Annotated in this window: 22 protein-coding genes and 2 tRNA genes; 16 read left to right on the forward strand and 8 right to left on the reverse strand. The window is 64.5% G+C overall.

What is annotated here, in order from left to right; genetic code table 11:
• Positions 1-753: 753 nt before the first annotated feature.
• Both CD928_RS23850 and CD928_RS14190 read left to right on the forward strand, forming a co-directional pair.
• Positions 754-1494 (forward strand): hypothetical protein, encoded by a 741-nt coding sequence (locus CD928_RS23850; RefSeq protein WP_255247176.1) that lies wholly within the window; start codon positions 754-756, stop codon positions 1492-1494.
• A gap of 645 nt (positions 1495-2139) precedes the next feature.
• Positions 2140-5631 carry an indolepyruvate ferredoxin oxidoreductase family protein gene (locus CD928_RS14190; protein WP_095387746.1) on the forward strand — a complete coding sequence of 1164 codons (3492 nt, stop codon included), beginning with the start codon at positions 2140-2142 and terminating at the stop codon, positions 5629-5631.
• A 43-nt stretch (positions 5632-5674) separates the two neighbouring features.
• Here the strand turns inward: CD928_RS14190 and CD928_RS14195 are convergent, their stop codons facing one another.
• Both CD928_RS14195 and CD928_RS14200 read right to left on the reverse strand, forming a co-directional pair.
• Entirely contained in the window at positions 5675-6163 is a 489-nt protein-coding gene (locus CD928_RS14195) for an aromatic-ring-hydroxylating dioxygenase subunit beta (protein WP_095387747.1), read from the reverse strand.
• The gene (locus CD928_RS14200; protein WP_095387748.1) at positions 6160-7521 is read right to left on the reverse strand and encodes a Rieske 2Fe-2S domain-containing protein; all 1362 of its coding nucleotides are present in this window, start codon (positions 7519-7521) and stop codon (positions 6160-6162) included. Before CD928_RS14200 ends, CD928_RS14195 begins: the two co-directional genes overlap by 4 nt.
• A gap of 313 nt (positions 7522-7834) precedes the next feature.
• Here CD928_RS14200 and CD928_RS14205 point away from each other — a divergent pair, with 313 nt between their 5' ends.
• The 9 genes from CD928_RS14205 (at position 7835) to CD928_RS14245 (ending at position 18587) form a co-directional block, all read left to right on the forward strand.
• Positions 7835-8563 carry a GntR family transcriptional regulator gene (locus CD928_RS14205; RefSeq protein ID WP_095387749.1) on the forward strand — a complete coding sequence of 243 codons (729 nt, stop codon included), beginning with the start codon at positions 7835-7837 and terminating at the stop codon, positions 8561-8563.
• An 82-nt stretch (positions 8564-8645) separates the two neighbouring features.
• The gene (locus CD928_RS14210) at positions 8646-10835 is read left to right on the forward strand and encodes a TonB-dependent receptor (RefSeq protein ID WP_095387750.1); all 2190 of its coding nucleotides are present in this window, start codon (positions 8646-8648) and stop codon (positions 10833-10835) included.
• A gap of 77 nt (positions 10836-10912) precedes the next feature.
• Positions 10913-11746 carry an SDR family NAD(P)-dependent oxidoreductase gene (locus tag CD928_RS14215; protein WP_095387751.1) on the forward strand — a complete coding sequence of 278 codons (834 nt, stop codon included), beginning with the start codon at positions 10913-10915 and terminating at the stop codon, positions 11744-11746.
• Between the two features lie 39 nt (positions 11747-11785).
• Positions 11786-12673, forward strand: a complete 888-nt coding sequence (locus CD928_RS14220) for a VOC family protein (RefSeq protein WP_095388069.1) — start codon at positions 11786-11788, stop codon at positions 12671-12673.
• A 122-nt stretch (positions 12674-12795) separates the two neighbouring features.
• Entirely contained in the window at positions 12796-13461 is a 666-nt protein-coding gene (locus CD928_RS14225) for a Crp/Fnr family transcriptional regulator (RefSeq protein WP_141237160.1), read from the forward strand.
• A 218-nt stretch (positions 13462-13679) separates the two neighbouring features.
• Positions 13680-15467 (forward strand): acyl-CoA dehydrogenase, encoded by a 1788-nt coding sequence (locus CD928_RS14230; RefSeq protein ID WP_095387753.1) that lies wholly within the window; start codon positions 13680-13682, stop codon positions 15465-15467.
• Between the two features lie 23 nt (positions 15468-15490).
• Positions 15491-16270, forward strand: a complete 780-nt coding sequence (locus CD928_RS14235) for an SDR family oxidoreductase (protein ID WP_095387754.1) — start codon at positions 15491-15493, stop codon at positions 16268-16270.
• 17 nt (positions 16271-16287) lie between these two features.
• Positions 16288-17244, forward strand: a complete 957-nt coding sequence (locus tag CD928_RS14240; RefSeq protein WP_095387755.1) for a hypothetical protein — start codon at positions 16288-16290, stop codon at positions 17242-17244.
• On the forward strand, positions 17241-18587 hold the full coding sequence (locus CD928_RS14245; protein ID WP_095387756.1) for an MFS transporter: 1347 nt from the start codon (positions 17241-17243) through the stop codon (positions 18585-18587). The genes CD928_RS14240 and CD928_RS14245 overlap by 4 nt, the downstream gene beginning before the upstream one ends.
• Positions 18588-18920: 333 nt before the next feature.
• On the opposite strand, the gene CD928_RS23420 is transcribed toward CD928_RS14245, so the two are convergent.
• The 3 genes from CD928_RS23420 to CD928_RS14260 all read right to left on the reverse strand — a co-directional run bounded on the left by CD928_RS23420 (position 18921) and on the right by CD928_RS14260 (position 19543).
• Positions 18921-19085, reverse strand: a complete 165-nt coding sequence (locus CD928_RS23420; RefSeq protein WP_176473591.1) for a hypothetical protein — start codon at positions 19083-19085, stop codon at positions 18921-18923.
• 215 nt (positions 19086-19300) lie between these two features.
• Positions 19301-19377 (reverse strand) — tRNA-Arg (locus CD928_RS14255).
• A gap of 94 nt (positions 19378-19471) precedes the next feature.
• Positions 19472-19543 (reverse strand) — tRNA-Arg (locus CD928_RS14260).
• 122 nt (positions 19544-19665) lie between these two features.
• Between CD928_RS14260 and CD928_RS14265 the strand changes: the two genes are divergently transcribed.
• Positions 19666-20730: a YeiH family protein gene (locus CD928_RS14265; protein WP_255247177.1), complete on the forward strand. Its 1065-nt coding sequence runs from the start codon at positions 19666-19668 to the stop codon at positions 20728-20730.
• Positions 20731-20761: 31 nt separating this feature from the next.
• On the opposite strand, the gene CD928_RS14270 is transcribed toward CD928_RS14265, so the two are convergent.
• Complete coding sequence (locus CD928_RS14270) at positions 20762-21562, reverse strand: zinc-ribbon domain-containing protein (RefSeq protein ID WP_095387758.1); 801 nt, start codon at positions 21560-21562, stop codon at positions 20762-20764.
• A gap of 167 nt (positions 21563-21729) precedes the next feature.
• Here CD928_RS14270 and ftsE point away from each other — a divergent pair, with 167 nt between their 5' ends.
• The 4 genes from ftsE to CD928_RS14290 are packed head-to-tail and all read left to right on the forward strand — an operon-like array spanning position 21730 to position 24637.
• Positions 21730-22458 carry a cell division ATP-binding protein FtsE gene (gene ftsE / locus CD928_RS14275; RefSeq protein ID WP_095387759.1) on the forward strand — a complete coding sequence of 243 codons (729 nt, stop codon included), beginning with the start codon at positions 21730-21732 and terminating at the stop codon, positions 22456-22458.
• Between the two features lie 4 nt (positions 22459-22462).
• Positions 22463-23368, forward strand: coding sequence for an ABC transporter permease (locus CD928_RS14280; RefSeq protein ID WP_095387760.1), 906 nt, complete (start codon positions 22463-22465; stop codon positions 23366-23368).
• The gene (locus CD928_RS14285; RefSeq protein WP_095387761.1) at positions 23365-23895 is read left to right on the forward strand and encodes a YdcF family protein; all 531 of its coding nucleotides are present in this window, start codon (positions 23365-23367) and stop codon (positions 23893-23895) included. Before CD928_RS14280 ends, CD928_RS14285 begins: the two co-directional genes overlap by 4 nt.
• 10 nt (positions 23896-23905) lie before the next feature.
• Positions 23906-24637, forward strand: a complete 732-nt coding sequence (locus CD928_RS14290; protein ID WP_095387762.1) for a 1-acyl-sn-glycerol-3-phosphate acyltransferase — start codon at positions 23906-23908, stop codon at positions 24635-24637.
• Positions 24638-24770: 133 nt separating this feature from the next.
• On the opposite strand, the gene CD928_RS14295 is transcribed toward CD928_RS14290, so the two are convergent.
• Both CD928_RS14295 and hisC read right to left on the reverse strand, forming a co-directional pair.
• Positions 24771-25673, reverse strand: a complete 903-nt coding sequence (locus CD928_RS14295) for a prephenate/arogenate dehydrogenase family protein (RefSeq protein ID WP_095387763.1) — start codon at positions 25671-25673, stop codon at positions 24771-24773.
• A gap of 8 nt (positions 25674-25681) precedes the next feature.
• Positions 25682-26797, reverse strand: coding sequence for a histidinol-phosphate transaminase (hisC, locus tag CD928_RS14300; RefSeq protein WP_095387764.1), 1116 nt, complete (start codon positions 26795-26797; stop codon positions 25682-25684).
• Between the last annotated feature and the right edge of the window lie 36 nt (positions 26798-26833).

Raw genomic sequence — 26833 nt, forward strand, 5'->3', positions numbered from 1 at the left:
ATATTTGCGCCCAAGTGCCTCACTTGGCGGTGAACTGCAATCGCGAAAATATGAAGGAAACGCCAAAGTGTTGGCAATGAAATGGACGGCTCTCGCTCGCCAAATGCGCAATTATTCGGCTGTCGGAAGCCGATCGATGTCGATATGCCTCGCACCAATCGGACTTTTCAACGGGCTGCGCCGGAGGCGGTCTCAGAAACGGCGCATCGAGTCCCTCGACAGCTGGCCTCCGGTCCGGCCATATTGCCACAGCACGCGCCGTCATTGAGCCACCGCATCACCGAGCAGGCATGGCCGCCGATCGGCCGCGGAATCTTCAAAGCCCGGCCGGTCAACGACATATTCGATACTCCCCACCGTCGTTTCCGATAAACGAAAAGTCCACTGCGGACGCAATTTTCCGCATGATCGTCGCTCAGACTTGTGGATAGGCATCGAAAGCGGAACCCCGGCCTTGCACAATCATCATCTTGAACTAACGCGGAAATTTGTTCCAGCCGGGGTCCCGATAGGCGCCGTTCGGGACCCCGGCCGACCTCAATGAGGCATAAGAATCAATTCAGTAGTCCTTGTGAGGACGGGTTCCGTTCCAACGCTGGTCCACATATGAAATCAACGCTATTGGCCGATGCACGAACCGCTCCGCGGATTGGCGCTAGCCTCGATGTAAAGCCGCCCAGTGAACGCCGCGCCTGATTGAACGCGGGCTGCCGCAGGCAGACCCTTCGGCTCCTTTACCTGAGGAGTCGAACGATGAACGAGCTTATTCAGATTGGCCCGATCAGCCCGCTGCGTCAGCGGCTGATCGACGACATGACCATGCGCCGGTTCTCGAAGGAGAGGCAGCGTAATTATCTTCGCGACGTCGGACGGTTCGCGACCTGGCTCGGGCGCTCGCCCCACACCGCGAGCGCCGAGGATACGCTGCTCGGCGGCCTCGGCGTCCGGATCGGACCGCGCGGCAAGATCGATACCTTCACCGAAGTCGAGTTCAAAAAGACGCCTGGTGAAGAAAAGAACCGCCCCGATGGTTTGGTCATCATGCGAACCGGTCGATCGGTTTGGACCGCCTTGGTGGAAGCGAAGGTCGGCAATGCCAATCTTACCAACGATCAGATCGAGGCCTATCTCACTCTCGCAAAGGCGAATAATATCGACGCTGTCATCACGCTTTCGAATCAGTTTACGCCGCTACCAACGCATCACCCGCTCAGTATTAGTCCCATACTCACTCGAAAGGTCGATCTGTTCCATTGGTCGTGGGGCCATGTCATCACCCAGGCCCAATTGCTTCGCGATCAAGAGGAGGTCGAAGATCGCGAGCAATTGATCCTTCTTTCCGAATTGCAGCGCTTTCTTCTTCACCCCAGTTCGGGAGTGAAGGAATTCGACCAGCTGCCAACAGCCTTGTCAGAGTTGTGCGCGAATGTCGCGGCGGGTATATGTTCGCTGCGCTCGCGGGCCAGGTTAAAGCTGGGCGCAAAAAGGGCGTGACAGCGGGGTTTATGAACGATGTTGAGGCTGTTGCGGCCTACGCGCCATTCGTGGATGCTATGTTCATTGACAAGGAATGTGCGTTGCTGGTCACGCAGGGACGACCGGGGAAGGAACTGGACTTTCGAGCGCGCATATTCTCCCTGAACAATCGGGAGGACTTTTTGGATTATTTGCGAGGGCTAGAGGCGCAGGCTAATACAGAAGTTCGCCGATATGCCCAGATTTATATATGGTCTGGACCCTGCGCCACAACTTGCGCGAGAAGGCGCGTATCGGGATCGAAGGTAGAATATGATCGATAGGGTTTGTGCTGTTATCGAAAGCCGACAGGCAGCATTTCTATCCTCGGCAAGGCAATATAAATCTTTACGAACGGCTGTTTTGGGGAGTGCGAAATTCGCGCCGGAGTGGCCACAAGGAGGCGCGATGCCGACTCGGGCGGGTGATAGATTAATCTTCTCGATTTCTTGTGCCGCCCGTCACGACACAATCGAACCTAGCGATTGCATTCGCAGTATCTCGTCCTAACGGCGGCCAAAATTCTGCTTTGCGAATATCCGCCATCATTTGATCTTGTCGCAGAATTGACAGACATTGCGAAGCATCTCGCCCAATCCCGCCAAAAATGGAGAGGGCCCTACGATGCACCAGTCCGGCAAGATAACGCTCGACGACAAATGGACCAAATCGAAAGGGCGAATCTTCCTGAGCGGAACGCAGGCGATCGCACGCGTTCTCATCGCTCAGGCCGAACTTGACCGCCGGGCGGGGCTCAACACGGCAGGCTATATCAGCGGCTACCGCGGATCGCCGCTCGGAGGGGTCGATACCACGCTCTGGTCGATCAAGGGCCGCCTCGAGAAAAATGGCATCGTCTTCCAGCCCGGCGTCAACGAAGACATCGCTGCGACCGCTGTCGCCGGGACGCAGCAGTTCGACCAGGTGCCGGGCGCGCGCTATGATGGCGTGTTTGCTGCCTGGTATGGCAAGGGGCCAGGGGTCGACCGTTCGGGCGATGCGTTCAAGCACGGAAACTACGCCGGTGCTCACCGAAATGGCGGGGTGGTCGTTTTCTACGGCGACGATCATGCCGGCAAGTCCTCGACTGTCGCCTTTCAGTCCGAGCAGGCCATCGTCGCCAGCAGCATTCCCATTCTTTACCCGTCGGACCCGGGCGAGCTGATCGCGTTCGGCCTCTTGGCCTATGCGATGTCACGCCACAGCGGGTCGTGGATATCGGTCAAATGCATCAATGAGGTCGTCGAACAGGCCGGGACCTTCGACATCGATCTCGATGGCTTCAGTCCGGCATTCCCTCCCCTCCCCGAACCACCGCCCGAAGGCATACACGCCCGGCGCCGGGCCTTCGCGCCGCTGCGCGACGAACAGATCGTCAATGATCACCGCATGCCCCTGATCGCGCCCTTCGTTCGCGCCAACAGCATCGATCGTGTCGCGATCCGCGGCAAGACGCCGCGCCTCGGGCTTGTCGCTGCGGGCAAGAGCTATGGCGACGTCCGTCAGGCGCTGGACCTGCTCGGTCTCGACGATGCGATGTGCGAGGCGCTCGGCATCGCTCTCTACAAGCCCGGTTGCATCTGGCCGCTCGAGCCGGACGGCCTTGTAGAGTTTGCGCAAGGCATGGAAACGCTTCTCATCGTCGAGGAGAAGAAATCCTTCGTCGAAGCGCAAGCTGCCGCAATCTTCATCAACCGGCCGGACGCGCCGCATATTGTCGGCAAGCGCGACGAAGCCGGGCACGTGATCTTCTCCGATACGGTCTCGCTCGAGCCCGCGGGAATCGCCGCCGCGATCTGCGACCGGCTGGAGCGTTGCAGTGCGCTCCCCACCAGCGTTGGCGCCGCGCGCGAGGCCCTCGGCATTGCGTCGGGCGCTGCAGCCGAGCCGCTCGCCGAGCGGCGCGCTCCCTTTTTCTGCTCCGGATGTCCGCACACGCGGTCGACCCGGATCCCCGAGGGCAGCCTCGCCATGTCGGGCATCGGCTGCCATGGCATGGTCTCCTTCGTCCGCTCGGAAGAGACGATGACGCCGATGCAGATGGGCGCCGAGGGCGCGAACTGGATCGGCATGGCGCCCTTTACCGACCTGCCGCACATCTTCCAGAATATGGGCGACGGGACCTATTATCATTCGGGGCTGCTCGCGGTTCGGGCTGCAGTCGCCTCGGGGGTAAACATAACCTACAAGATCCTTTACAATGACGCGGTGGCCATGACCGGAGGCCAACCGGTCGATGGCCCCCTGAGCGTCGCCGAAATCGCGCAGCAGCTCAGGCATGAGGGTGTACAGCGCATCGCTATTCTCAGTGACAATCCCGACTTCCATTCGCGTTTGGGCGGATTTCCGCCCGGCACCACGATCGGCCATCGCGACGGCCTCGACGACATGCAGCGCGAGCTGCGCGATGTGAAGGGCGTATCCGCGCTGATCTACGAACAGACCTGCGCTGCCGAGAAGCGCCGACGCCGCAAGCGCGGGAGCTTTCCCAACCCTGCGAAGCGGATGTTCATCGCCCATGAGGTCTGCGAGGGATGCGGCGACTGTTCGGAACAATCGAGCTGCGTCAGTATCGTTCCGCGCGAGACCGATCTCGGGCGCAAGCGCGCCATCGACCAGTCTAGCTGCAACAAGGATTTCAGCTGCAACCGGGGCTTCTGCCCTTCCTTCATCACCGTTTACGATGCCGAACCCCGCAAGCCCGAAGGCGTCGCGATCGACCGGAACTGGTTTTCAGACCTGCCCGAGGCGAAGCCCGCCTCGCTCGGTCCGGCCAGCTTCAACCTGATGGTCACGGGCATAGGCGGGACCGGCGTGATCACCGTCGGCGCACTTCTCGGGATGGCAGCCCATATCGATGGCCACGCCGCCTCGCTGTTCGACATGACGGGTCTCGCTCAGAAGAATGGCGCGGTTTACAGCCATATCCGCATCGCTCGCTCGCCTGCCAATATCCGGACCCAGCGCATCGGTCAGGGGGAGGCCGACCTTCTGCTCGCCTTCGACATGGTCGCCGCACTCGCCCCAGAATCGCTTGCCAGCCTCAAGGCCGGGCGAACGCGGGCCATCGCCAATGTCGATGTATCGCCGACTGCGGCCTTCCAGCGCGACCGCGACTTTCGTCTCGAACCCGAGGTTTTGCGGGCGCGCCTCGCCAAGGTTATTGGCGCCGATGCGACCCATGCGGCGAACGCGAGCGGCCTCGCGCTCGACCTCACCGGCGACACGATCTCGGCCAATCTCATGATGGTCGGAATCGCGGTGCAAAAGGGGCTGCTTCCCCTCAGCGTGGAAGCAATCGAGCAAGCCGTCCGCCTCAACGGGGTCGCGATCGACCAGAATCTGCAGGCGCTTGCGCTCGGCCGCTTGATCGCGGCCTTTCCCGACCGGGTCACCGCGGCCCTTGGTCGGCCCGCAAGCCCGGCGGCGGACGCGCCGACATCGCTCGGCGATATCGTCGAAGACCGCGCCGAGCGACTGCGCCTCTATCAGAACGGCGCCCTCGCCGACCGCTACCGGGTCCTGGTCAAGCGCGTCGCCGATGCCGAACATTCGCTCGTGCCCGGGTCCGATGCGCTCGCCGCGACGGTTGCAAGGAACTTCGCGAAGTTGCTCGCGATCAAGGATGAATATGAGGTCGCCCGCATGCTGGTGTCTCCGGCGCTGCAGGCCGAACTCGATGCCAGCTTCGCGCCGGGCCGGCGCATCGCCTTCAATCTTGCGCCGCCGATCTTCGGCGGTGCGGGTCCGGGCAAGCGGCCGCGAAAGCGCGAGTTTCCGGCATGGATCATGATGCCGATGCTGCGGCTGCTGGCGAGGGGCAAGGCGGTGCGGGGAAGCTGGCTCGACCCGTTCGCGCGCACGCACGAGCGCCGTGACGAACGGCGCCTCGCGTCGGACTATGAAGCGCTGGTCGAGCGGTCGATCACGCGTCTCTCCCTCGCCAATCTCAAGGCCGTCACGTCGCTGCTCGCCCGCGTGGAAGCGGTGCGCGGCTATGGTCCGGTGAAGCAGCTCGCCATGGATCGCTATTTCGCCTCGATCGACGCAGCGGAAGCGGACGCATTCGCTGTGGCAACGGGGGCGAGGGACAAGGCCGCAGTCGCGGCGCATTGAAGGCAAGGATCGGCGCCGGCCGCAGCCGGCGCCGGCTTAGCGATCAGACGCTGTAGATATCGAGCACATTGGGGATTATGTCATTCGCGAGAATGACGCGCCGCGACGCGATCTTCAAGCCCTTGTCTGTCTTGTGCAGAAGGTGCGTCTGCTGGCCGAAGAAGCAGTGCGCCACCTCGAGCCGGTAGCTGTGAACCAACCAGTTCGAATCCACGCGGATGCCGTCATCCTCCTCGACCGCGCGCACGACATTGGTCATGTGACAGGTCCGCGGCATCGGAATGGAAGCAAGCGACTGCTCGGTGCGGATGCGGTAGACGCGATCCTCCAACCCGGTCCGGTTGCCATAATAGATCAGCGACATCTCGCGCTGCGGGTCGCTCGTCAGCCGGTCCTCGTCGAGCCAGCAGGGCAGCCAGTAGGTCGCATCGGGTGTGTAGAGGTCGAGCCACTCGTCCCATTCGCGGTTATCGAGATGCCATCCTTCCAGAAGAACGAGAGCGCGGGCGTCCGCCAGCAGATCGCCGCTCATTCGGCAGCCTCCGGCAGCGGCTGGTCCGATCGCGCGATGCCCTCGCGAAGCTGCCGCATCCAGTTCCGGTGCTGATTGAGGAACAGTCCCTCGTCCTGCAGCTGCGTTCCGCAGAACTGGGGCTCAAACCCGAGGCCGCGCGCGCGCTCGTCGGCTCCGATGACAACATTGCGCGCGCCGCGCGAGACATCGCTCCATTCGGCGTCATTCGCTTGGAATCCCGCCTGGGTGGCGTTGAACGCGGCCAGATCGTCGGGCGTCGCGAGCCCCGACGCGTTGAAGAAATCCTCATATTGGCGAATGCGCTTGGGACGAATTTCGGGATCCTCGCTCCTTGGTGCAAAGGCGAAGGCTTTCACCTCGGTCCTGGTGAGCGACAGCGGCCGGAAGGTCCTGATCTGGCTGCTCATCTGGTCCATGAGGAACAGGTTCGGGAAAATGAAGAGGTTGCGCCAGGTGTGCGTCATCCAGTGCGCGCGCTCTTCGCCATATTTCTCGATATAGGCATCGCGCTTCGCATAGGACGGGCGGACCTCGGGGTTGGGCAACTCGTTCCAGAGGACGGCATGGCCGTTCTCGAACGCATAATAGCCGCCCGGCAAATTGCTGAAACCTGCGACGTCGATCGGTTCGACCACATCATTCCCCGCGGCGATACGCGCGCGATTCTTCGTCGTGAGCACATAATTGCCGTGAATCATGCCCACATGATAGCCGTCGACCCCGTTTTCGGCCTGCAGCTTCCAGTTGCCGTCATAGGTGTAGGTCTGCGGCCCCGGAATGAGCTCGATCTCGCCATTGTCGTCCTGGTCGACAATCAGGTCGATGAACGTCTTTGCGGCCCCCAGATAATCCTCCAGCGAGTCCACGTCGGCGCGCAGGCTCCCGAAGATGAAACCGCGGTAGCTCTCAACGCGCGGGACGTGCTGCAGCCCCAGCGCCGCCTTGTCGAAGGCTTCGGTATAGCCCGCGGCCTTCACGTCGCCGCAGCTCACCAGCCGGCCGGTATTGGCGTAGCTCCACCCGTGGAAGGGGCAGATGAAGAGCTTCTTGTTGCCGCAACTGCGGAGCTCGACGGTCGCGCCGCGGTGCTGGCAGGCATTCAGGAAGGCGCCAAGAGCTCCCTCCTTGTCGCGCGTGAGGATGATCGGCTGCTTCCCGATATAGCCGGTCAGGAAGTCGTTAGGCTTCGGGAGCTGGCTCTCATGCGCCAGATATACCCAATTGCCCGCGAAAATATGCTCGAGTTCGAGCGCGAAGATGCGCTCGTCGGTGAACATGCGGCGATTGATACGGAACAGGCCGTCTGCCTCGTTTTCCTCGAGCAGCCCGTCGAGCAGATTGTCGTTTGCAGCCATTTGCGCAGCCCCTCTCCTTCGGCCTTACCGGTCGCGGTCATTGCCCTGCATGTAACATGACACCTTCGGAGATTGCAACATGCTCCTAAACGGCTGTTTTCTGCGACCTCTTCGAACAATCAGCGATTCCGACTCGATTTCATCATGTCATGTAGCATGTCATTATCCGATGCGATTCGGCATCATCCTTCTATGAATTTATGATTTTACGACATAATTTCAAAATTTTATCTCTAAAAAATTGATGATTGACGTAACATGCTACCATCGTCATAAATATGCTCACAAGACAAGATAATGAGGAGAGGCCGCCATGGGCCAGCCACGTCGCAACGAGCGCCAGAACTTCGCGCCGGTCGAACTCGTCGCCCAGAACACGGTCGCCGATCCTTCCGGCAAGACGGGCCGCATAGCGGCCGAAATCGAGCGCCGCATGATGGTCGGCGAATATCGCTTCGGCGAGACCCTCTCAGCGACACAGCTCGCCAAACAGTTCGATATCAGCCGCGCGCCTGTCAGTGCCGCCCTCGCCCATTTGCGCAGCAGCGGTTTCGTCGAGGTGCTGCCGCAGGTCGGCTACCGGGTGGTTTCCCCATCGGCCGCCGAGATCGGCGATTTCTTCGTCGCGCTCGGGAAGCTCGAGGGGGCCGCGGCGTCCTTTGCGGCGCGGCGCTATGAAGGGGATGAAGCGGATCGCCTCATCGCGATCGCAGCACGCGCTGATCCCAACTCACTCGAGACGACGGCGCAGCGGCAGGGCTATGTCGCAAATCTGCATGATTATTATTTCACGCTATGGACAATGGCACGCTCGACGGCGCTTGCCGACCGCGTCGCCGGCATGCGGCGGCTTGCGAGCTTCTATCTCTGGCAAGGGATGACCGGGCTCATCCTGCCGTCCGCGCATCTCCTGATCATGGAGCGCGTCGAAATCGCCGAGGCGATCAAGGCCCGCGACGTCACGCGCGCCGAAATCCTCATGGAAAAGCATATCGCGCACAAGCCGCATCTGAACGGGTTCCTGATGAACAACGCAACCTGATCGCGCCGCGCCCGCGGCGCGAGATCTCAAAACTTGCCGCGACCCCGGCGAACGGGGCCGGCGTTGGAGGGGAGACTGCCAAATGTCACGATTGAGTTTCTGCGTCCTGCTGCTCGCGGGCGCCGCGCCGACTGCTGTCTATGCCCAGGAGGCAGCCACGCCTCCAGCGCCGCAGGACCAGAGCACGACCACCGAAGAGCGCGCATCGACCGGCGGCCTTGAGGATATCGTCGTCACCGCGACCCGCCGCGAGGAGCGCCTGCAGGATATTCCAGTTGCCGTTACCGCGGTCACGAGTGAGTCCCTCACCACCTCGGGCATTCAGGATGTCCGCGCCCTGACCCAAGTGGTACCGGGCTTCTTCGGAGGAAAGAATATCGGCCTCTTCCTCCCCGTCATCCGCGGCGTCGGCTCATCGAGCGTGTCCGCTGCCGACGAGGCAAACGTCGCGACCTATATCGACGGCGTCTATCAGCCCGATCCATTCTCGACCTTCGTCGACCTTGCCGAGGTCGAACGCGTCGAAGTGCTTCGTGGCCCGCAAGGCACCGTCTTCGGGCGAAATGCGACAGGCGGTCTGATCAACATCATCACGCCGGATCCGTCTTTCGACGCCCGCGGCAGCGTTGCGGGCCGCCTCGGCTTCCTGCGCAACAATTCGATGGACTATGATATCCGCGGCTATGTGACCGGAGGCCTCAGCGACACGCTCGCGATGGACGTCTCCGCGGTTTACCGCAAGACCGAGGATTATATCCTCGACCTGGTGCACGACGGAAAGCTCGGCGGGATCGAGGTCGTGAACGTCCGCAGCAAATTGCTGTGGCAGCCGAGCGACAGCGCCAAGATCGTGCTCACCGGAGAAATTACTGACCAGAACAGCACGACGAACGCCACCCAGCCGCTCAATGACAACACGGCTGGTCGCAGCTTCCCCGGCGTCATCCTGCCCGCCGGCCCCTGGCAGACCTCGGTTGACTCGATCCCGCAACTCGACTTTAGGCGCTACAATCTCGCGCTCCGCACGAAGTTCGAGCTCGGCGCGGTCAATCTCGAGACGACCTCGGGCTACATGCACAACCGGACACTCCAGAGCACCGATTCCGACGCGTCGAACATCCTGCTCGGCATCGTCTCGGCAACCGATCCCGATATCACGAGCGAAAGCTTCAGCCAGGAAGTCCGCCTGCTCTCGGCAAACCCCGGCCGGTTCCAGTGGCTGCTCGGTGCCTATGCCTTCTGGCTCGATGCGACCGCCGGCATCCGTATCATCTCGCGGCCCGGCGGGCCCGGCACGGCGCAGACCTCGACGCTCCTCAGCCCCGAACTTTCGACCGAATCCTATTCGGGTTTCGGCGAGGGCACCTACGAACTGGCGGACTCGCTCTTCCTCACGGGTGGCATCCGCTACACCTGGGAGAAGCGTAAGTTCACGCAGGTCGTCAACGGCAACAATCTGTTCGGCGAGACCGACCAGTCGTTCGACCGCATCACCTATCGCGTCGCGCTCCGCTACGAGTTCGCGCCCGACGCCAATGTCTATGCAAGCTACGGCACCGGCTACAAGAGCGGCGTCTACAACTATACATCGACCACGCCGACCCCGGTCGCCCCCGAGACAATCGACTCGTTCGAGGTCGGCGTGAAAGCGGACCCGCTCGACTGGCTGCGTACGAACCTGTCGCTCTATTATTATGATTACCAGAACCTCCAGGTCCTGGCGCGCGCGCCGACCGGCAACACGTTCATCCTGCAGAATGCGGCGAGCGCCGAGGTCTATGGCGGCGAGCTCGAGGTGACCGCGGTCGTCAGCCCCGACTTCACCATTCGTGCATCGGGCGCCTTCACCCACGCCGACTATAAGGACTTCCCGCTGGCGCAGGGCTTCATCCCGCTGCCGACGGGCGGCAACACCCCGGTGTCGGAAGATGCTTCGGGCAACCAGATGACGCGTTCGCCGCGCACCAGCTTCAACCTCGGCTTCAACTGGGGCCGCGACATCGGCTCGGGCCGGATCGGCGTGTCGGGCAATCTCTACCACAGCTCGCGGGTCTATTTCGACTTCGCCAACCGCTTCTCGCAAAAGCCCTACAGCCTGCTCAGCGGCGAGGTGAGCTGGACCAGCCCGAGCGAGGCGCTCCGCTTCACGCTCTGGGCCACCAACCTCGCCAACGAGAAGGTGTTCCGCGAAATCCGCAACGGCCCGCTCACGACCGACGTCACCTATGAGACGCCGCGCCGCATCGGGGTCGGTGCATCGCTCAAATTCTAGGAAAAGGGGGCGCGCCGGTTCTGACATGGGGATGCCCGGACCGGCGCCATTACCCCTCTCGGCGAGGACAGTGACCGATGAGTTTTGAAGGCCGCGTGGCGGTGGTAACGGGTGGAGCGGCCGGTATCGGCCGCTCGATCGTCACGAAGCTCGCCGCCGAGGGCGCTTCGGTGGTGATAGCCGACGTCGATGAGGCGGGTGCGGCCGCCCTTGTCGACGCGATCGAACCGTCGCGCGGCAAGGCACGCTTCGTACGGACCGATATCCTCGTCGAGAGCGATATCGCCGCGATGATCGAGCATGCGGTCCAGAGCTTCGGCCGCCTCGATCTCCTGTTCAACAATGCGGGCGTCCCGCGGACGATCGCACCCGACAGCGAAATTGCCGAGATGACGGGCGAGAAGTGGCGGCGCACTCTCGATGCGCACCTCACCAGCGCGATGTTCGGCTGCCATTATGCTATCCCCGCGATGATCCGCGCCGGCGGCGGCGCGATCGTCAATACCTCCTCCGCGAGCGCGCTTGCGGCGACGCTGGATCTTTCGGCCTATAGTGCCGCCAAGGCGGGGCTTCACGCGCTGACCCGTGAGGTTGCCGTGACCTACGGCCGCGACAACATCCGGTGCAACGCGGTCGTGCCGGGTGCCGTCATGACGGAGCGCGGCCGCGCGACGCTTCCGCCCGACATCATCCGGCTCTTCGCCGAGGAAACGCCGCTGCCCCGCCTCGCCTCGCCCGACAATATCGCCGACGTCGCGCTTTTCCTGGCCTCCGACGCGGCTGCGATGGTGACAGGCCAGGCGCTGCTCGCCGATGGCGGGATGATGGCGAAGCTTCCCTATTGGCTTCCGAAGATGCGCGAGACGCGCGGCGAGCGGTTCGATGAAACGACATACCGGGCTAACCGCTGACCGCGGGAAGCTCCTGAAATCAGCAAGATGGGACTGGACATGAGCAGCGTAACGGAACTGGGATATGTTGGCCTGACGGTGAGCGACGCCGAGGCGTGGAAGCGGTTCGGGACCGACGTGGTCGGGCTCGAGCTCGTCGAGGGCGAGGAAGACGACCGCTTCTATTTCCGCATGGACTATTGGCATCACCGCTTCGTCATCCATCCCGGCGACAGCGACGACATCGCCTATGCCGGCTGGCGCGTCGCCGACGAGGATGCTCTCGAGGCGATCCTCGCCCGTCTCGACGGCGCAGGGCATGCCTATCGGCGCGCGTCGCCCGAGGAAGCGGCCGAGCGCCGCGTCCTCTCCCTGGTCAAGTTTGAGGATCCGAGCGGCAATCCGGTCGAGCTCTTCCACTCCCCGCTGATCGAGGCCCACCTCCCCTTCCATCCCGGCCGCCGCATGCACGGCCGCTTCGTCACCGGCAACCAGGGCCTCGGCCACATCCTCATCCAGGCCGACGATCCCGTTGCCTCGCAGCGCTTCTATTCGCTGCTCGGCCTCAAGGGCGCCGTCCAATATCATCTCCAGTCGCCCAAGGGCACGGTCTACCCGGTCTTCATGCACTGCAACGACCGCCAGCACTCGCTCGCCTTCGGCGTCAACGGACCCTCGCGCCTCAACCATATGATGCTCGAATATAGCGAACTCGACGATCTCGGCCTCGCGCACGACATCGTGCGCCAGCAGGGCATCGACGTCGCGCTCCAGCTCGGCAAGCATTCGAACGATGCCGCCCTCACCTTCTACTTCATGACCCCGTCGGGCTGGGCGATGGAGCTCGGCTGGGGCGGCGGCAAGGCGCTCGAGCAGCAGCAATATCATCTGCGCGACATCTTCGGCCATGGTGTCGAGGTATCCGGCAATATGGACGTCCAACTCTAGCGTTCACTTCGAACAGACGAGAGAAACAAGTTTCGAGTTCCAATTCGGCAGACGCTGCAACGGCGGTTGCCAGCAAGGGAGCGCGACCTTACCACCCGAGTGTGGAACCGCTCAGCTTCGACATGTTTCAGTGGATGGGCTCCGAGGCGCGCGCCGCCTTCGAGGGGGCGGCACATCTTATCGACCGGCCCGCGGGATCGCTGATCTATGCCGAAGGCGACGAGGGCGACACGATGTTCCGGATCCGAAGCGGAGCCGTCCGCTTGACGGTACTGCGGGATGACGGGCGAGAGCTTCTCTTCCAAATCTATCATGCTGGCGGGTGCTTCGGCACCAGCAGTGTCGTGGATGGCGGAAAGCGCCCGCAGACGGCCGAGGCCTATGAGGATTGCAAGCTGGAGGTCGTGGACGGGAGGCAAATTGCTGCCCTGCGTGCTGCCCATCCCGATCTCAACGACGCGATGTTACGGCTGCTGAGCATGAACATGCGCCTGCTCATCGACTATTTCGCCGGCTCGAACCTCGACGGGATCGTTGCATGGCTTGCACAGCGCCTTGAGGAAGCAGGTCGCGCCTTCGGCAAGGAAACGAGCGAAGGCGTGCTACTTACAAAGCCCCTGTCGCAATCGGAGTTCGCGGCGATGGTCGGAACTTCGCGGCAGACGGTCAACAAGGCGCTCGCCGAACTGCGCGGGCGCGGCCTGATCGCGAGCCGCGGCCGATATCTACTCATCCCCGATCTCGACGAGCTCAAGGCCGTCGGCGAGCGCGGCTTGGGACCCGGCTGAACGCGCCCCCTCCCCTGCTGTCAACTGCTTGACAGACAGGAGGACCGAAGACGCGAATATCCTTTCCAAAAATATGGAGAGGGACAGACATTGGCTCGGTTCGGCCCCCGCGCATCGTCGCGGCGTAACACTCAAGCAAGGTCGGTCGTCGCCAAAGCGTGTCAACGGCATCGCTTCGGCGCGGCGAGTGAGAGCCTCAGAGCCGCGAGCGTGGCCGCATGTCGCTGATCCTCTCCCGGCGCGACATCGAATTTCTCCTTTTCGATTGGCTAGGCGTCGACGCGCTGTCCGATCATAATCTCTACGAGACACTCGACCGCGACATCTACACCGGCGTCCTCGATCTCGCAGAGCGCCTCGCGGCGGACGTCGTTGCGCCGGTCAACAAGATCGCGGACAGCAGCGAGCCGGTCATGCTCCCCGATGGAAGCGTCGCGATGCCGGCGGAAATCGGCGCAGCTCTGGAAGCCCTGAAACAATCCGGCCTGTTCTCCGCCGCGCAGCCGGCCGAATATGGCGGGATGCAGCTGCCCTTCGTTGTCGAAAAGGCGGCGTTCGCATGGATCCAAGCGGCGAGCCCCGCTGTTTCGGGCTACGTGCTGTTGACGATGGCGGCGGCCAACCTGCTTGTCGAGCATGGCACCACCGAACAGATCGACGACTTCGCACTACCGCTTCTGGCCGGTGAGACTTTCGGGACGATGTGCCTGTCAGAACCGCACGCCGGTTCTTCGCTTGGCGACGTTCGCACGCGCGCCGTGCCCGATGGCGATCATTATCGCCTCTTCGGAAACAAGATGTGGATTTCGGGGGGCGAGCATTCGCTTAGCAGTTCGATTACGCACCTGGTCCTCGCCCGTCCGCAAGACGCACCGCCCGGAGTCAAGGGTCTATCCCTTTTCATCGTTCCGCGCGATCTGATGGCCGCCGATGGCACCAGCACCCGGAACGACGTCAGCCTCGCCGGTCTCAACCACAAGATGGGGCAGCGCGGGACCGTCAACACGCTTCTGAACTTCGGCGAGGGCCGCCATCGACCCCAGGGAGCATCCGGTGCGATCGGCTATCTTGTCGGGGCCCATGGCGACGGACTGAAGCTGATGTTCACGATGATGAACGAGGCGCGCATCGGCGTCGGCACGAGCGCTGCCGCGATCGGCTATACGGGCTATCTTCATGCGCTCGACTACGCGCGGAGCCGTCCCCAAGGCCGCCTCGCAAGCGACCGGAACCCATCGAGCTCGCAGGTCCCTATCATTGAGCATGCCGATGTTCGTCGCATGCTGCTCATCCAGAAATCCTTTGTAGAAGGGGGACTTGCGCTCAACCTGTACTGCGCATCACTCGTCGACCGCATCCGCGTCGGGAGCGCTTCGCAGCGAGCGGACCTCGGCCTCCTTCTCGATCTGCTGACGCCGATCGCAAAAAGCTGGCCGTCGCAATTCTGCCTCGAGGCCAACAGTCTCGCCATCCAGGTGCACGGCGGCTACGGCTATACCCGCGACTATAATGTCGAGCAGTTCTACCGCGATAATCGGCTGAACCCGATTCATGAAGGCACGCACGGAATCCAGGCGCTCGATCTTCTCGGGCGGAAGGTCTCGATGGCCAAGGGAGCTGCGTTCGACCTGCTTCGGGCCGAGATCGGATCGAGCTGCGAGCGCGCAGGACAAGCCGCCGGGGAGTTGCCCGAGCTCGGAGAGGCCGTCGAAGCCCATCTTGCAAGATTTGCTGAGATTACTGCCCGCCTCATAGACATCGAAGACCCGGACACGCGTCTTGCCGACGCCGCACTCTATCTCGAGGCAGCGGGACATCTCGTCATAGGCTGGATCTGGCTGGACCTCCTGCTCGCCTGCGAGGGCGAGCATAGTGATTTTCACGCGGGAAAGCGGATGGCCGGGCGATACTTCATTCGGCGCGAACTCCCGAAGATCGATCCGCTTCTCGACACCTTGCATGCGATGGACGGGCTCGTGCGCGAAGCCGACCCGAAATGGTTTTAACTGAAAAAAGAATGGATTGATCGATGGACTTGGGGATCAGAGGCAAAAAGGCTATCATTTGCGCGTCGAGCGAGGGGCTTGGCCGCGCCTGCGCGGAAGCCCTCGCCGAAAATGGCGTTCACGTCTTCCTGAACGGACGCCGCCCCGAAATACTTGAGACGGCCGCGCGCGACATGAGCGAACGCCACGGCACCGAGGTCACGGCCATCGCCGCCGATGCGACCACCGAAGAAGGCCGCGAGGCGATACGGGCCGCCTGCCCCTCCCCCGATATCCTTGTCAACAATGCGGCCGGCCCGCCGCCCGGCGACTGGCGGCAATCGGACCGCGACCAATGGCAGGCCGCCGTCGATTCCAACATGTTGAGCGCTATCTTCCTCATCAGGGCTTTTGCCGACGGAATGGCCGACCGCGGTTTCGGGCGGATCGTCAACATCACCTCTGCGCTCGTAAAGGCGCCGAACCAGGTGATCAGCCTGTCCGTCGCCGCGCGCCTCGGCCTCACCGGCTTCAGCAAGGGAATTGCGGCAGGCTATATCGGCCGGAACGTCACCATCAACAATCTCCTTCCCGAGCAGTTCGAAACCCAGCGTCTGCGAAAGAACCTCGCCTACATCGCCGAGCAGAAGGGGGTCAGCCTCGACGAGGAAATCGCGAGCCAGCTCGCCAGTGCGCCTGCTGGACGGTTCGGCCGACCCGAAGAGTTCGGCGCGACCTGCGCCTTTCTCTGCAGCGCGCACGCCGGCTACATGTCGGGCCAGAACATTCTCCTCGACGGGGCTCGGCTCCCCGGTCTGTTTTGAATAAGGGGAGACATGCGATGACCCGCAGCCCGTTCGACACCGCACTCTCGCTCGCCGGCAACAGGATAAGCGGTCCCTGGCGAAGTCCCCGAAACATGCTTTCCACCCAAAGCTACGACGGCCATGCATCGATCCATGACGATGCAACCGCGCAAAAGCTCGGCTTTGCAGCCGCCACGATCGAGGGGCCGACCCATTTCAGCCAGTTCGAGCCGCTGGCGGTATCCATCTGGCACGAGATCTGGTTCGAAAGCGGCTGCCTCTCGGCAAGCTACAAAGCGGCCTGCTACGAAGGCGAAGAAGTCGCCGCGCACATCGAGCGCGATCCGGACAACCCCGATCGCGCCGCGATCTTCATGACCAAGCGCGATGGAACGGAAGTTCTGCGCGGTACCGCCAGCGTCCGGGGTGCAGGGCCGACGGCACTCGACGATAAGCTCGGAGCGATCGGAGAGCCCGATCCGCTTCGCGTGATCCTCCAGGACGTGACGATCGGAATGAAGCGTGCACGCACGGCCGTTCGAATGGGCTTCGACGACCTCATGGGCGACCTCTACCCTTTCACCCTCGCCCAAAAGCTAGATCGCATCACCGAGCGCTCGGCCTGGAACAATGCCGAGGCCGATACACCCTGGGGCTCCCCGATACTCCCGCTCGAAATGGTGAGCGTGCTGGTCCACCATGTGGCATCCGGCGACCCCTGGCCGCCCAGGCAACCGCGGGTCGATCTCTTCGTCGATCAGGAAATCCGTTTGCACCGGGGACCTGTGCTCGCCGATCGCGATTATGAGATCGAACGCGAGGTCGTTGCGATCTCGCAAAGCCGCCGCACCGAGAGCATGTGGGTTCAAACGAGGCTCTTCGAGCCGGGCGGCGACCAACCGGTCGCGACGATGCTGCTCAACACCGCGAGCATGAAGGACAGCTATCCGCGCTATGCGGAAGAACGGGCGTCGATCGAGGGCGCGGCATGATCGCTGCAACCAACCCAGCGATCGCGGCGGATTCCGCCGAAGGCCCGGACGTGGGTAGCCACCGTGCATGGAGCGCGCTTGTCCTGCTCAGCCTCCTTTACATCATCTCGTTCGTCGATCGGCTGGTGCTTGCGCTCCTCGTCGAGCCGATCAAGGCCGACCTCGGGGTCAGCGACGTCCAGATCGGGCTCCTGATCGGCACGTCCTTCGCCATCGTCTACGCGCTTACGGGTCTGCCTCTCGCCAGGCTCGCCGACACACGCAGCCGCCGAATGCTTATTTTTGCAGGTGCTCTGCTATGGGGAATCAGCACGTTTGCCGCCGCTTACGCCAACAGCTTCCTGATGCTCGTCATCCTTCGCATCGGCGTTGCGGTTGGCGAGGCAGCGCTGGTCCCAGCCGCCATGTCGATCCTGTCGGACCTGTTTGCGCCGAGCAAGCGGGCCCTGCCGATCAGCATTTTTGTCATGGTAGGCGTCTGCGGCGGATCGGGATCGATGCTGATTGGCGGCGGCGTCCTTCAGTTTGCTGCCGAAGCCGCAAGCCTTCCTCTCGTTGCAGACATCAGCCCCTGGCGTCTGACCCTCATTCTGGTCGGCGCGCCGGCCATATTTCTTGCGCTGCTGACGCCGCTTGTCCTGCCTCGAATGGCTCCGGCGGTCGGCCCAAGCACGGGCGCGTCACTCGGCGACGTCAGCCGGCATTATGTAGACCACAAAAAGACCTATATCGGATTTTATACGGTCACCGCCCTAGTCTCAGCGATCAACTTCAGCATATTGACCTGGTACCCGACGCATCTCATCCGGTCCTATGGTCTCGAAGCACCCGTCGCTGGGTATCAGTTTGGGACCGTGGGAGTCGCCACCAGTCTCGCCGGTGGTTTGTTGCTGCCCTATATCGCCCGCCGCATGGTCGCTCGGCAGCGCTTTGACTCCACGCTGACGATCGCGCTCACCGTCTGTTGCGTCTCCTCGCCGCTCCTCATCGGCTCGCTTTTCGCTCCGAACCCGTTACTGGCGCTCGCGATTGCCGCTATACCTTTCACGCTTCAGTTCGGCCTGGGTATCCTGTTGGCAGCCACCGCTCCACTCTTGGCTCCCCCACAAATCCGTGCCCAATTAGTGGCAATCTTCTTCTTGTTCCTGTCGCTCATCGGTCTCGGGATCGGTCCCACGCTCGTCGCTTGGTTCGCGGAAAATCTGGGCATACTTGGCGGGTCGGTTCCGGCTGCACTCGCATTGATCGTCCTGATCTTCGCGCCGATACAAATCGTAGCAATTCTGCGCACGAGAGATGCTTTTGCACGGAGCCATGAGTACGCGATGCGTGCAGACGCTTAGGCATATAACAAGACACAATCCGGAGCGCTCGAAGCGCGCTTCGTCTTCCAATTCAGTATCCGCTTTCAGGCACACGCAGGTCGAAGCCGGAACGGCCGACATCAGGCGCCTACCCGCCGTTAGCCGTCGAGCAATTTCCTTAAGTGGCGTTCCGGCATCCCGCGGCAATCGGTATGTCGAGCGCCTGGCCTATCTCGCGTCCGATATCACTATCGCCATTCTCGATGGCGATCAGCCCAAAGACAGTATCCAGCCGCAGTGGACCAGGCTTCTGGCACTCCCACTCGGGGACGAGCAGCGTCAACTGCCGGGACTTACGCAAACCGGATCCGGCTAATCCACGTCATCCTGCTTACCCAGCGCATCGGCGATCATCGCCGCCAGCGCTTCCTCGGCACGGATCCTCGCAATCGCATCCTTGGAATCCAGGTCGTGCCTTATCCATTGCGGCGCGCGCTCGACGACCCGGAGGATGATGTTCGGTAGCTCTCTTGTCATACGGTGCCCATGGCAGGACCAGGCACCTTCGACAATGCTGTCGCCGCACTCGGTGATGACGAAAATCGCCTGCAGGGAATCACCCTGTCATCCGGCCGGAAATACCCACGCCGCATCCAGTCTCTGACCACGTCCAAAACCACTCGCTGAAGGCACCTGGAACTGCGCCAGTCACCTGCCGATGATATTTATTTATATCAATATCTTATCGTGAGTGGCGCACTCGACAGGATTCGAACCTGTGGCCTCCGCCTTCGGAGGGCGGCGCTCTATCCAGCTGAGCTACGAGTGCGTACTGCTTACGTGGTGCTTACGCGAATTTCCCATCGGTTCAAGACAATCCGTGGGCACCAAACAAGCTGCTTAAATCATTCCCTTTTCCCACCTGCACCCGCAACGCTTCAGACTTGACATCTGCCTTCGGAGGGCAGCGCTCTATCCAGCTGAGCTACGGGTGCCGGTAGAGCGGCGCCTCTAGCAAGCCCGGATCGCGCCAGCAATCGAATAACGACCGAAAGCGCATTGCGCATCGGGGGCGGGATGTGCGAAGCGCGGCGGCGCCGAACCCTGGGGAGTGCCCGTGGCGATTTCCGAACAGCGCTGGCCGATGGCGGCCGATCTCTATGGCGAACTGCAGCTCGAGGCGGCGCGCCCCGCGTCGCGGCGCTGGCGCGACTATCTGCCCGGCGGGCTTGTCACCGCGATCGCGGCGCTCGCCGCCGCCTGGCTCGCCGATCATTATGCCGCGCCGATCGTGCTCATGGGCCTGCTGATCGGTCTCGCCCTCTCCTTTCTGTCGCAGGACCGGCGCACCCACGCGGGGCTCGACCTGATGTCGCAGACCGCTCTGCGCATCGGCATCGTCCTCGTCGGCGCGCGGATTACCGCCACCCAGCTCGCCGAGCTGGGGCCGCTGCCCTTCGCGCTGCTCGTCCTGATCATGCTGGCGGTCATCGTCGCCACCGTCGCGAGCGCGCGATGGTTCCGGCAGGACAGCCACGCCGCGCTGCTCGCCGGCGGCGCGACCGCGATCTGCGGCGCCTCGGCGGCGCTCGCCCTCTATTCGCTGATCGGCGACAAGCGCGTCGACCAGGCGCGCTTCACGCTGACATTGGTGGGCATCACCGTGGCCAGCGCGCTCGCGATGACGCTCTATCCGGTGCTCGCGGCGCAACTCGGCCTCTCCGATACCCAGGCGGGTTTTCTGATCGGCGCCTCTATCCACGACGTCGCGCAGGCGATCGGCGGCGGCTTTTCCTTCTCGCCGCAGGCGGGCGAGGTCGCGACGATCGTCAAGCTGACGCGCGTCGCGCTGCTCGCGCCGATGCTGATGCTCGTCGGCTTGTGGCTCGGCCGCAGCGGCGTGACAGAGGCGGCGAAGACGCGCATTCCGCTGCGTCTGCCGTGGTTCATCCTCGGTTTCCTCGCGCTCGCGGCGATCAACTCGCTCGCCCCCCTACCGAAGCCGGTTCAGGATGGCAGCGCGACCGCGGCGCAGGCGCTGCTGCTGCTCGCGATCGTCGCGACGGCGATGAAGGCGCGGTTGCACCTGCTCCTCGACCAGGGCTGGCGCAGCTTCGCGCCGATCATCGTCGCGACGCTGACCAGCTTCCTGCTGTCGCTCGCCGCCGCGATCAGCCTGTGACGCCGTGACGTCACGGTAACGCGGCAGAATTTCAGCCTTTCGGCAGCGCCCAGCTCACCGTCAGCTGCGTCGCCCGGCGCGGGATGTCGAGCTTGGCTTCGCTGAAATTGACCTTCTCGTTCGGCGGCAGCATCCGCACCGGCGGCTTGATCGTCCAGCTGTAGACGATCGTCCCCTGCGCGTCGCGCAGCTCGGCGAGGATCGGTGGCACGCGCTGTTCGCGGTCGGTCGGGTTGATGATCACCCCCGACGCCGCGAAATAGATGGTGCCGTCGGCGAGTTCGCGGTGATCCTGGTTAGGCGGCAGTTCGATCACGAGGTCGGGCTCGTCGGCCGCGCCGGGAAGCCCGAGACCCTGCGCCCAGCTCGGCAGCCCGTAGTAGAAAAGCGCGCCGGTCGCACCGATCATCAGCACCGCCGCTGCCGCGGCCACCATCGTCCAGCGCTTCGCCGGGTTGCGGCGGGCGCGGCGGAACGGCAGCGGTTCGTCCGCCGCAGCGGGCATGGCGCGCGGCGCCGGCTCGGCAGTGGCGGCGAACGCTTCGGGAGGCGGAGGCGCGGCGGGCTCCTCGGCCGGCGCCGCCACGGGCGGTACCGGGGGCGGCGCGACCGGAGCCGGCGACGGCCCGTCGTCGGCCGTCCGCACCGGATCGGGTTCCGGCACCGGCGCCGAAGCTGGCGTTGGCGCGGGCGGAATCGCCGCGGCGCCGAGCGCCGGCTCCTGGAACCAGCTATGGCGGCAATTGGCGCAGCGCACGGTGCGGCCATTGGGTCCGATCGCCGTATCGGGCACGACATAACGGGTCTGGCAGGACGGGCAGGCGAGGATCATGGCGTCCCTCTAAACACGCTGAGTCGCGCGCTGGCAAGCGCCGCGTCGCACCGACGGGCGCATCGGCGCTTGTCCTTGGGGAACAGCCGTGCAACAGCCAACGGCATGAGCGCGGAGGCTCCCCTGTTTTCCCGGCCGGCGGCGCGGCCCTGCACGCGGCTGACGTCATGACGGCCGCTACCGCTCCCCGCCCCGGCGGCGCGATGGTCGAGTTCGACAGCGTCGGGCTCCGCTACGGTCCCGACGGCGAAATCCTCTCCGATATCAGCTTCAACCTGCAGCCGGGGAGTTTCTATTTCCTCACCGGCCCGTCGGGCGCGGGCAAGACGTCGCTCCTCAAGATGCTCTATCTCGCGCAGCGGCCGAGCCGCGGCATCGTGCGGCTGTTCGGCGAGGATCTGGTGGCGATGCCGCGCCAGCGCCTGCCCGGCTTTCGCCGCCGCATCGGCGTCGTGTTTCAGGATTTCCGCCTGATCCCGCACCTTTCGGCGCGCGACAATATCGCGCTGCCGCTGCGCATCGCGGGGGTCAGCGAGGAGGATCTGTCGGGCCCGGTCGGCGAGATGCTGAGCTGGATCGGGCTCAGCGAGCGCGCCGATGCGCGCCCCGCGACGCTGTCGGGCGGCGAGCAACAGCGCGTCGCGATCGCGCGCGCGGTGATCGCGCGCCCGCAACTGCTCGTGGCCGACGAACCGACGGGCAACGTCGATCCCGAGATGGCGATGCGGCTGTTGGGATTGTTCGAGGCGCTCAACCGCCTCGGCACCACCGTCGTCGTCGCGACCCACGACATCCACCTGATCAGTCGGATCGACAATGCGCAGATGATGCGGCTCGAAAAGGGGCGGCTCGCCGATCCGACCGGCGCGCTGCGCTATCCGCCGAACCGCGCGTGACGTCATGATCATCCCGCGCGTTCCCGTCCAGCATCGCCGCCTGCTCCCCGACCGCCGGCTGTCGGGGCCGACGCCGTGGGTGATCGCGATCCTGATGACGCTGACCCTGCTCGCCGCCGCCGCCGGGATCGGGCTCGCACGATCGGCGGGCGCGATCGGCGACGCGATCGCGGGGCGGGTGACGGTGCAGATCGTCACCGCCAATCCCGTCACCCGCGCCGAGCAGGCCGCGGCGCTGCGCCGCGCCGCCGCCGCCCAGCCCTATGTCCGCACCGCGCGCGCGGTCGAGCAGGCGGAGCTGCTCGCGACGCTCGGCCAATGGTTCGGCGGCGAGGACGGCGACGATCCCGTGCTCAAGTCGCTGCCGCTGCCCGCGCTCATCGACGTGGATTTCGTCGGCGGCGAGCGCGCGGGCCAATTGGACCGGCTGCGCGCGCTGGTCGCCGAGACCGCGCCGGGCGCGCGGATCATCCCGCACGCCGAATGGCTGGGCCCAGTCGCGCGGCTGATCCGCTCGCTCGCCTGGGTCGCGGGCGGGCTGGTCGTGCTGATGATCCTCGCCAGCGCGGCGGTGGTGATCATGACCGCGCGCGCCGCGCTCGGCACCCATTATGCGACGATCGAGATGCTCCACCTGATCGGCGCGACCGACCGCCAGATCGCGCGGCTGTTCCAGCGGCGCATCGCGATCGACACCGCCTATGGCATCGCGCTCGGCAGCGCGGTCGCGGCGGCGATCCTGCTGCTCATCGGCTGGCAATGGTCGCGGGTGACCGCGGGGCTCGCCGCTACCGCCTCGCTGGGGGCCGCGGGCTGGGCGCTCTTGCTGGCGCTGCCGCTATTGGCTATCGCGCTGGCTGCTTTGACGGCGCGCCAGACGCTGCTCGCCGCGCTCAAGAAGATTTTATGATCAAGCGCCTGATTTCCGTCCTCTTCCTGATCTGGGTGCTCGGCTTCGCCTGGTTCGCACTGCTGCCGCCGATGCCCGCGCCGCCGCAAAAGACCGACGCGATCGTCGTGCTGACCGGCGGGCCGGGGCGCATCGACCGCGCGCTCGAACTGCTCGAGACGGGGCAGGCGAAGCGGCTGCTGATCAGCGGCGTCGCGCGCGAGGTGAAGCCGCGCGAGCTCGCCGCCGAATATAAGCGCCCGCAGTCGCTGTTCGATTGCTGCATCGCGCTCGGGTTCGAGGCCGAGGATACGCGCTCGAACGCCACCGAGGTGGCGAGCTGGGTTGCGCGGCGCAACTACAAGACGGTGCGCCTCGTCACCACCGACTGGCACATGCGCCGCGCCGAATATGAGATCGGCCGCGCGGTCGGCGGCAAGGTGACGATCATCCCCGACGCGGTGCGCAGCCGGCCGAGCTTCTCGACGCTGTTCCGCGAATATCACAAATATCTCGCGGGGCTGGCGGGCGGCCTCCTCGGGCTGTAAGCCCCGCGTCGTGCGCTACGCCCTCGCCCTTCTCCGCTCGATCCTGTTCTGGATCGCCTTCTTCCTCGCGAGTAGCGTCTGCTCGATCGGCGCCGTCGTCGCGCTGCCGATCTCGCATCATGCGACGCGCGGGTTCGTGCGCGGCTGGGCGTGGTTCCACCGCCAGATCTGCCGCGTCATCCTGAGACACCGGATCGTCGTCGAAGGCGCCATGCCCGACGTTCCGGTGCTCTACGTCTTCAAGCATGAGGGCGCGTTCGAGACGATCGAGCAGCCCTTGCTGTTCCAATGGCCCGCGGTGTTCGCGAAGGAGGAGCTGTTCTCGATTCCGGTCTGGGGGCAGGCGGCGCGCTTCTATGGCCTGATCCCGGTCGACCGCGACGGCGGCGGCAAGGCGATGCGCGCGATGCTCGCCGCGGCGAAGGCGGCACTCGACGCGAGCCGCCCGCTGGTATTGTTCGCCGAGGGCACGCGCGTGCCGCACGGGCTCGCGCCGCCGCTCCGCGCGGGCTTCGCGGGGATGTACCGCTTGCTCGGGGTGCCGGTGATCCCGGTCGCGGTGAACAGCGGCATCATCTACCCGCCACGCCGCTGGGTCAAATGGCCGGGGACGATCACCTACAGGATCGGCGAGACGATCCCCGCCGGCCTGCCGCGCGAGGAAGCCGAGGAGCGCGTCTGGCGAGCGATCAACGCGCTCAATCCGCCCGAGGCGCTGTTGGCGGGGCAAGCGCCCGCCTAAAAAGTCCCGAATCCCCGAGCGAAGACGAGGGGCCATGCCGAGCGAAGTCGAGGCAGCGGGGTGAGGCAGTTCTCGCTCCGCTCGAACGAGCCCCTCGTCTTCGCTCGGGGATTCGGATCGCTTTGACCGAGTCCTAATGCTTCCGCCCGAAATCGGGCGCCGGATCGTCCTGCCCCTCGGCGATGATCGAGCGGCGGATCGCGCGGGTCCGCGTGAACCAGTCTTCGAGCTTCGCGCCGTCGCCGCGGCGGATCGCCTGCTGGAGCACGGTCAGATCCTCGTTGAAGCGCTGCAGCGTCGCGAGCACCGCATCCCTGTTCGCAAGGAAGACGTCGCGCCACATCACCGGGTCGCTCGCCGCGATGCGGGTGAAGTCGCGGAAACCGCCCGCCGAATATTTGATCACCTCGCTCTCGGTCACTTCCTCGAGCTCGCTCGCGGTGCCGACGATCGTATAGGCGATCAGATGCGGCAGGTGGCTCGTCACCGCGAGCACCATGTCGTGATGCTCGGCGTCCATCGTGTCGACCGTCGCGCCGAGCGCCTGCCAGAAGGCGGTGAGCGTCGCCACGGCCTCCTCGGGCGCGTCGGATGCCGGGGTGACGATGCACCAGCGCCCTTCGAAAAGGCTGGCGAAGCCCGCCGCCGGGCCGCTGTTCTCGGTCCCGGCGACCGGGTGCGCCGGGATGACGAGATGACCGGGCAGCGCCGCGCGCAGCGCCGCGCCCACCCCCGCCTTCGACGAACCGACATCGGACACGATCGCGTGCGACGCGAGCCCCGGCGCCATCGCGCGGGCGGCGTCGGCCATGCCGCCGACCGGTACCGCGAGAATGACGAGGTCGGCGCCCAACACGGCGTCGGCCGCATCGTCGGCGATCCGGTCGCACAGGCCCAGCATGCGCGCTTCGCCCCGCACGTCGGCGCTGGCGTCATGGCCGGTGACCGCGACGCCGGGCAGCCGCGCCTTGACCGCGCGCGCGATCGACGAGCCGATCAGCCCGAGCCCGACGACCGCGAGGCGCTCGATCGCCATCGGCCGCGTCAGCCCGCGAGCGCGGCGCGAATCGCCGCCGCCAGCCCGCGCGTCTCGTCCTCGGTGCCGATCGTCATACGCAGCGCGTGCGGCAGCCCCTGCCCCGGCAGCCAGCGCACGATATAGCCCGCGTCCATCAGCCGGTTGTAGACCGTCTCGGCGTTCGCCCTGCCCTCGAACAGAACGAGCAGGAAGTTGGTCGCCGACGGCACGACGCGCAGGCCGTGGTTGCCGAGGCTATCGATCTCCTGCGCCAGCCACGCGCGCCATTTGGCATTATGCTCGCGGCTGCGGGTCACGAAATCCTCGTCGCCTAGCGCCGCGACCGCCGCCGCCTGTCCGGCGCGCGTGACGTTGAACGGCAGGCGGATGCGGTGCAGCGCCGAAACCACCTCCGCCGACGCATAGCCCCAGCCGATCCGCTCCGCGGCGAGCCCGTGGATCTTCGAAAAGGTACGGGTGATGAAGACATTGGGCGCGGTCTTCGCGAGCTCGAGCCCGCCATCGTCCTCGTCCGCCGACAAATATTCGGAATAGGCCTGGTCGATCACGAACAGCACATCCTTGGGCAAGCCCGCATAGAGGCGCGCCACCTCCTCGCGCGTCGCCAGCGTGCCGGTCGGATTGTTCGGATTGGCGAGATAGACGACGCGCGTCCGCTCGGTCACCGCCGCGAGCAGCGCGTCGACGTCGGTCGCATAATCCCTGTCGTCGGCCTCGACCGGGGTCGCGCCGACGCGGCGCGCCGCGATCTCGTAGACCGCGAAACCATAGCGCACGTAGAGAATCTCGTCGCCCGCGCCGGCATAAGTGCCCGCCGCCAGATGCAGCAGCTCGTCCGATCCGTTGCCGCAGATGACGCGCGCGGGATCGAGCCCGAACTTCGCCGCGATCGTCTCGCGCAGCGAGTTGGAGCCAGGATCGGGATAGCGCGACAGTGCATCGGTTGCGCCTTGGGCCTCGGCGAAGGCTGCGCGCGCCGCGTCCCCGGTCCCGAGCGGATTCTCGTTCGCGCTCAGCTTGATCAGCGGCCGGCCGTCGGCGCCCGCCGACTTGCCTGGAACATAGGGAGCGATGCCGCTGATCCACGGCTTCGGCGTCAGGGTCGGGGTCGCGTCGGTCATGCCGCGCCGTTTAGCGGCTGCAGCCCCCAAGTCCAG

Source organism: Sphingopyxis sp. GW247-27LB, from assembly GCF_002277025.1.
In the GTDB taxonomy this organism is placed as follows: domain Bacteria; phylum Pseudomonadota; class Alphaproteobacteria; order Sphingomonadales; family Sphingomonadaceae; genus Sphingopyxis.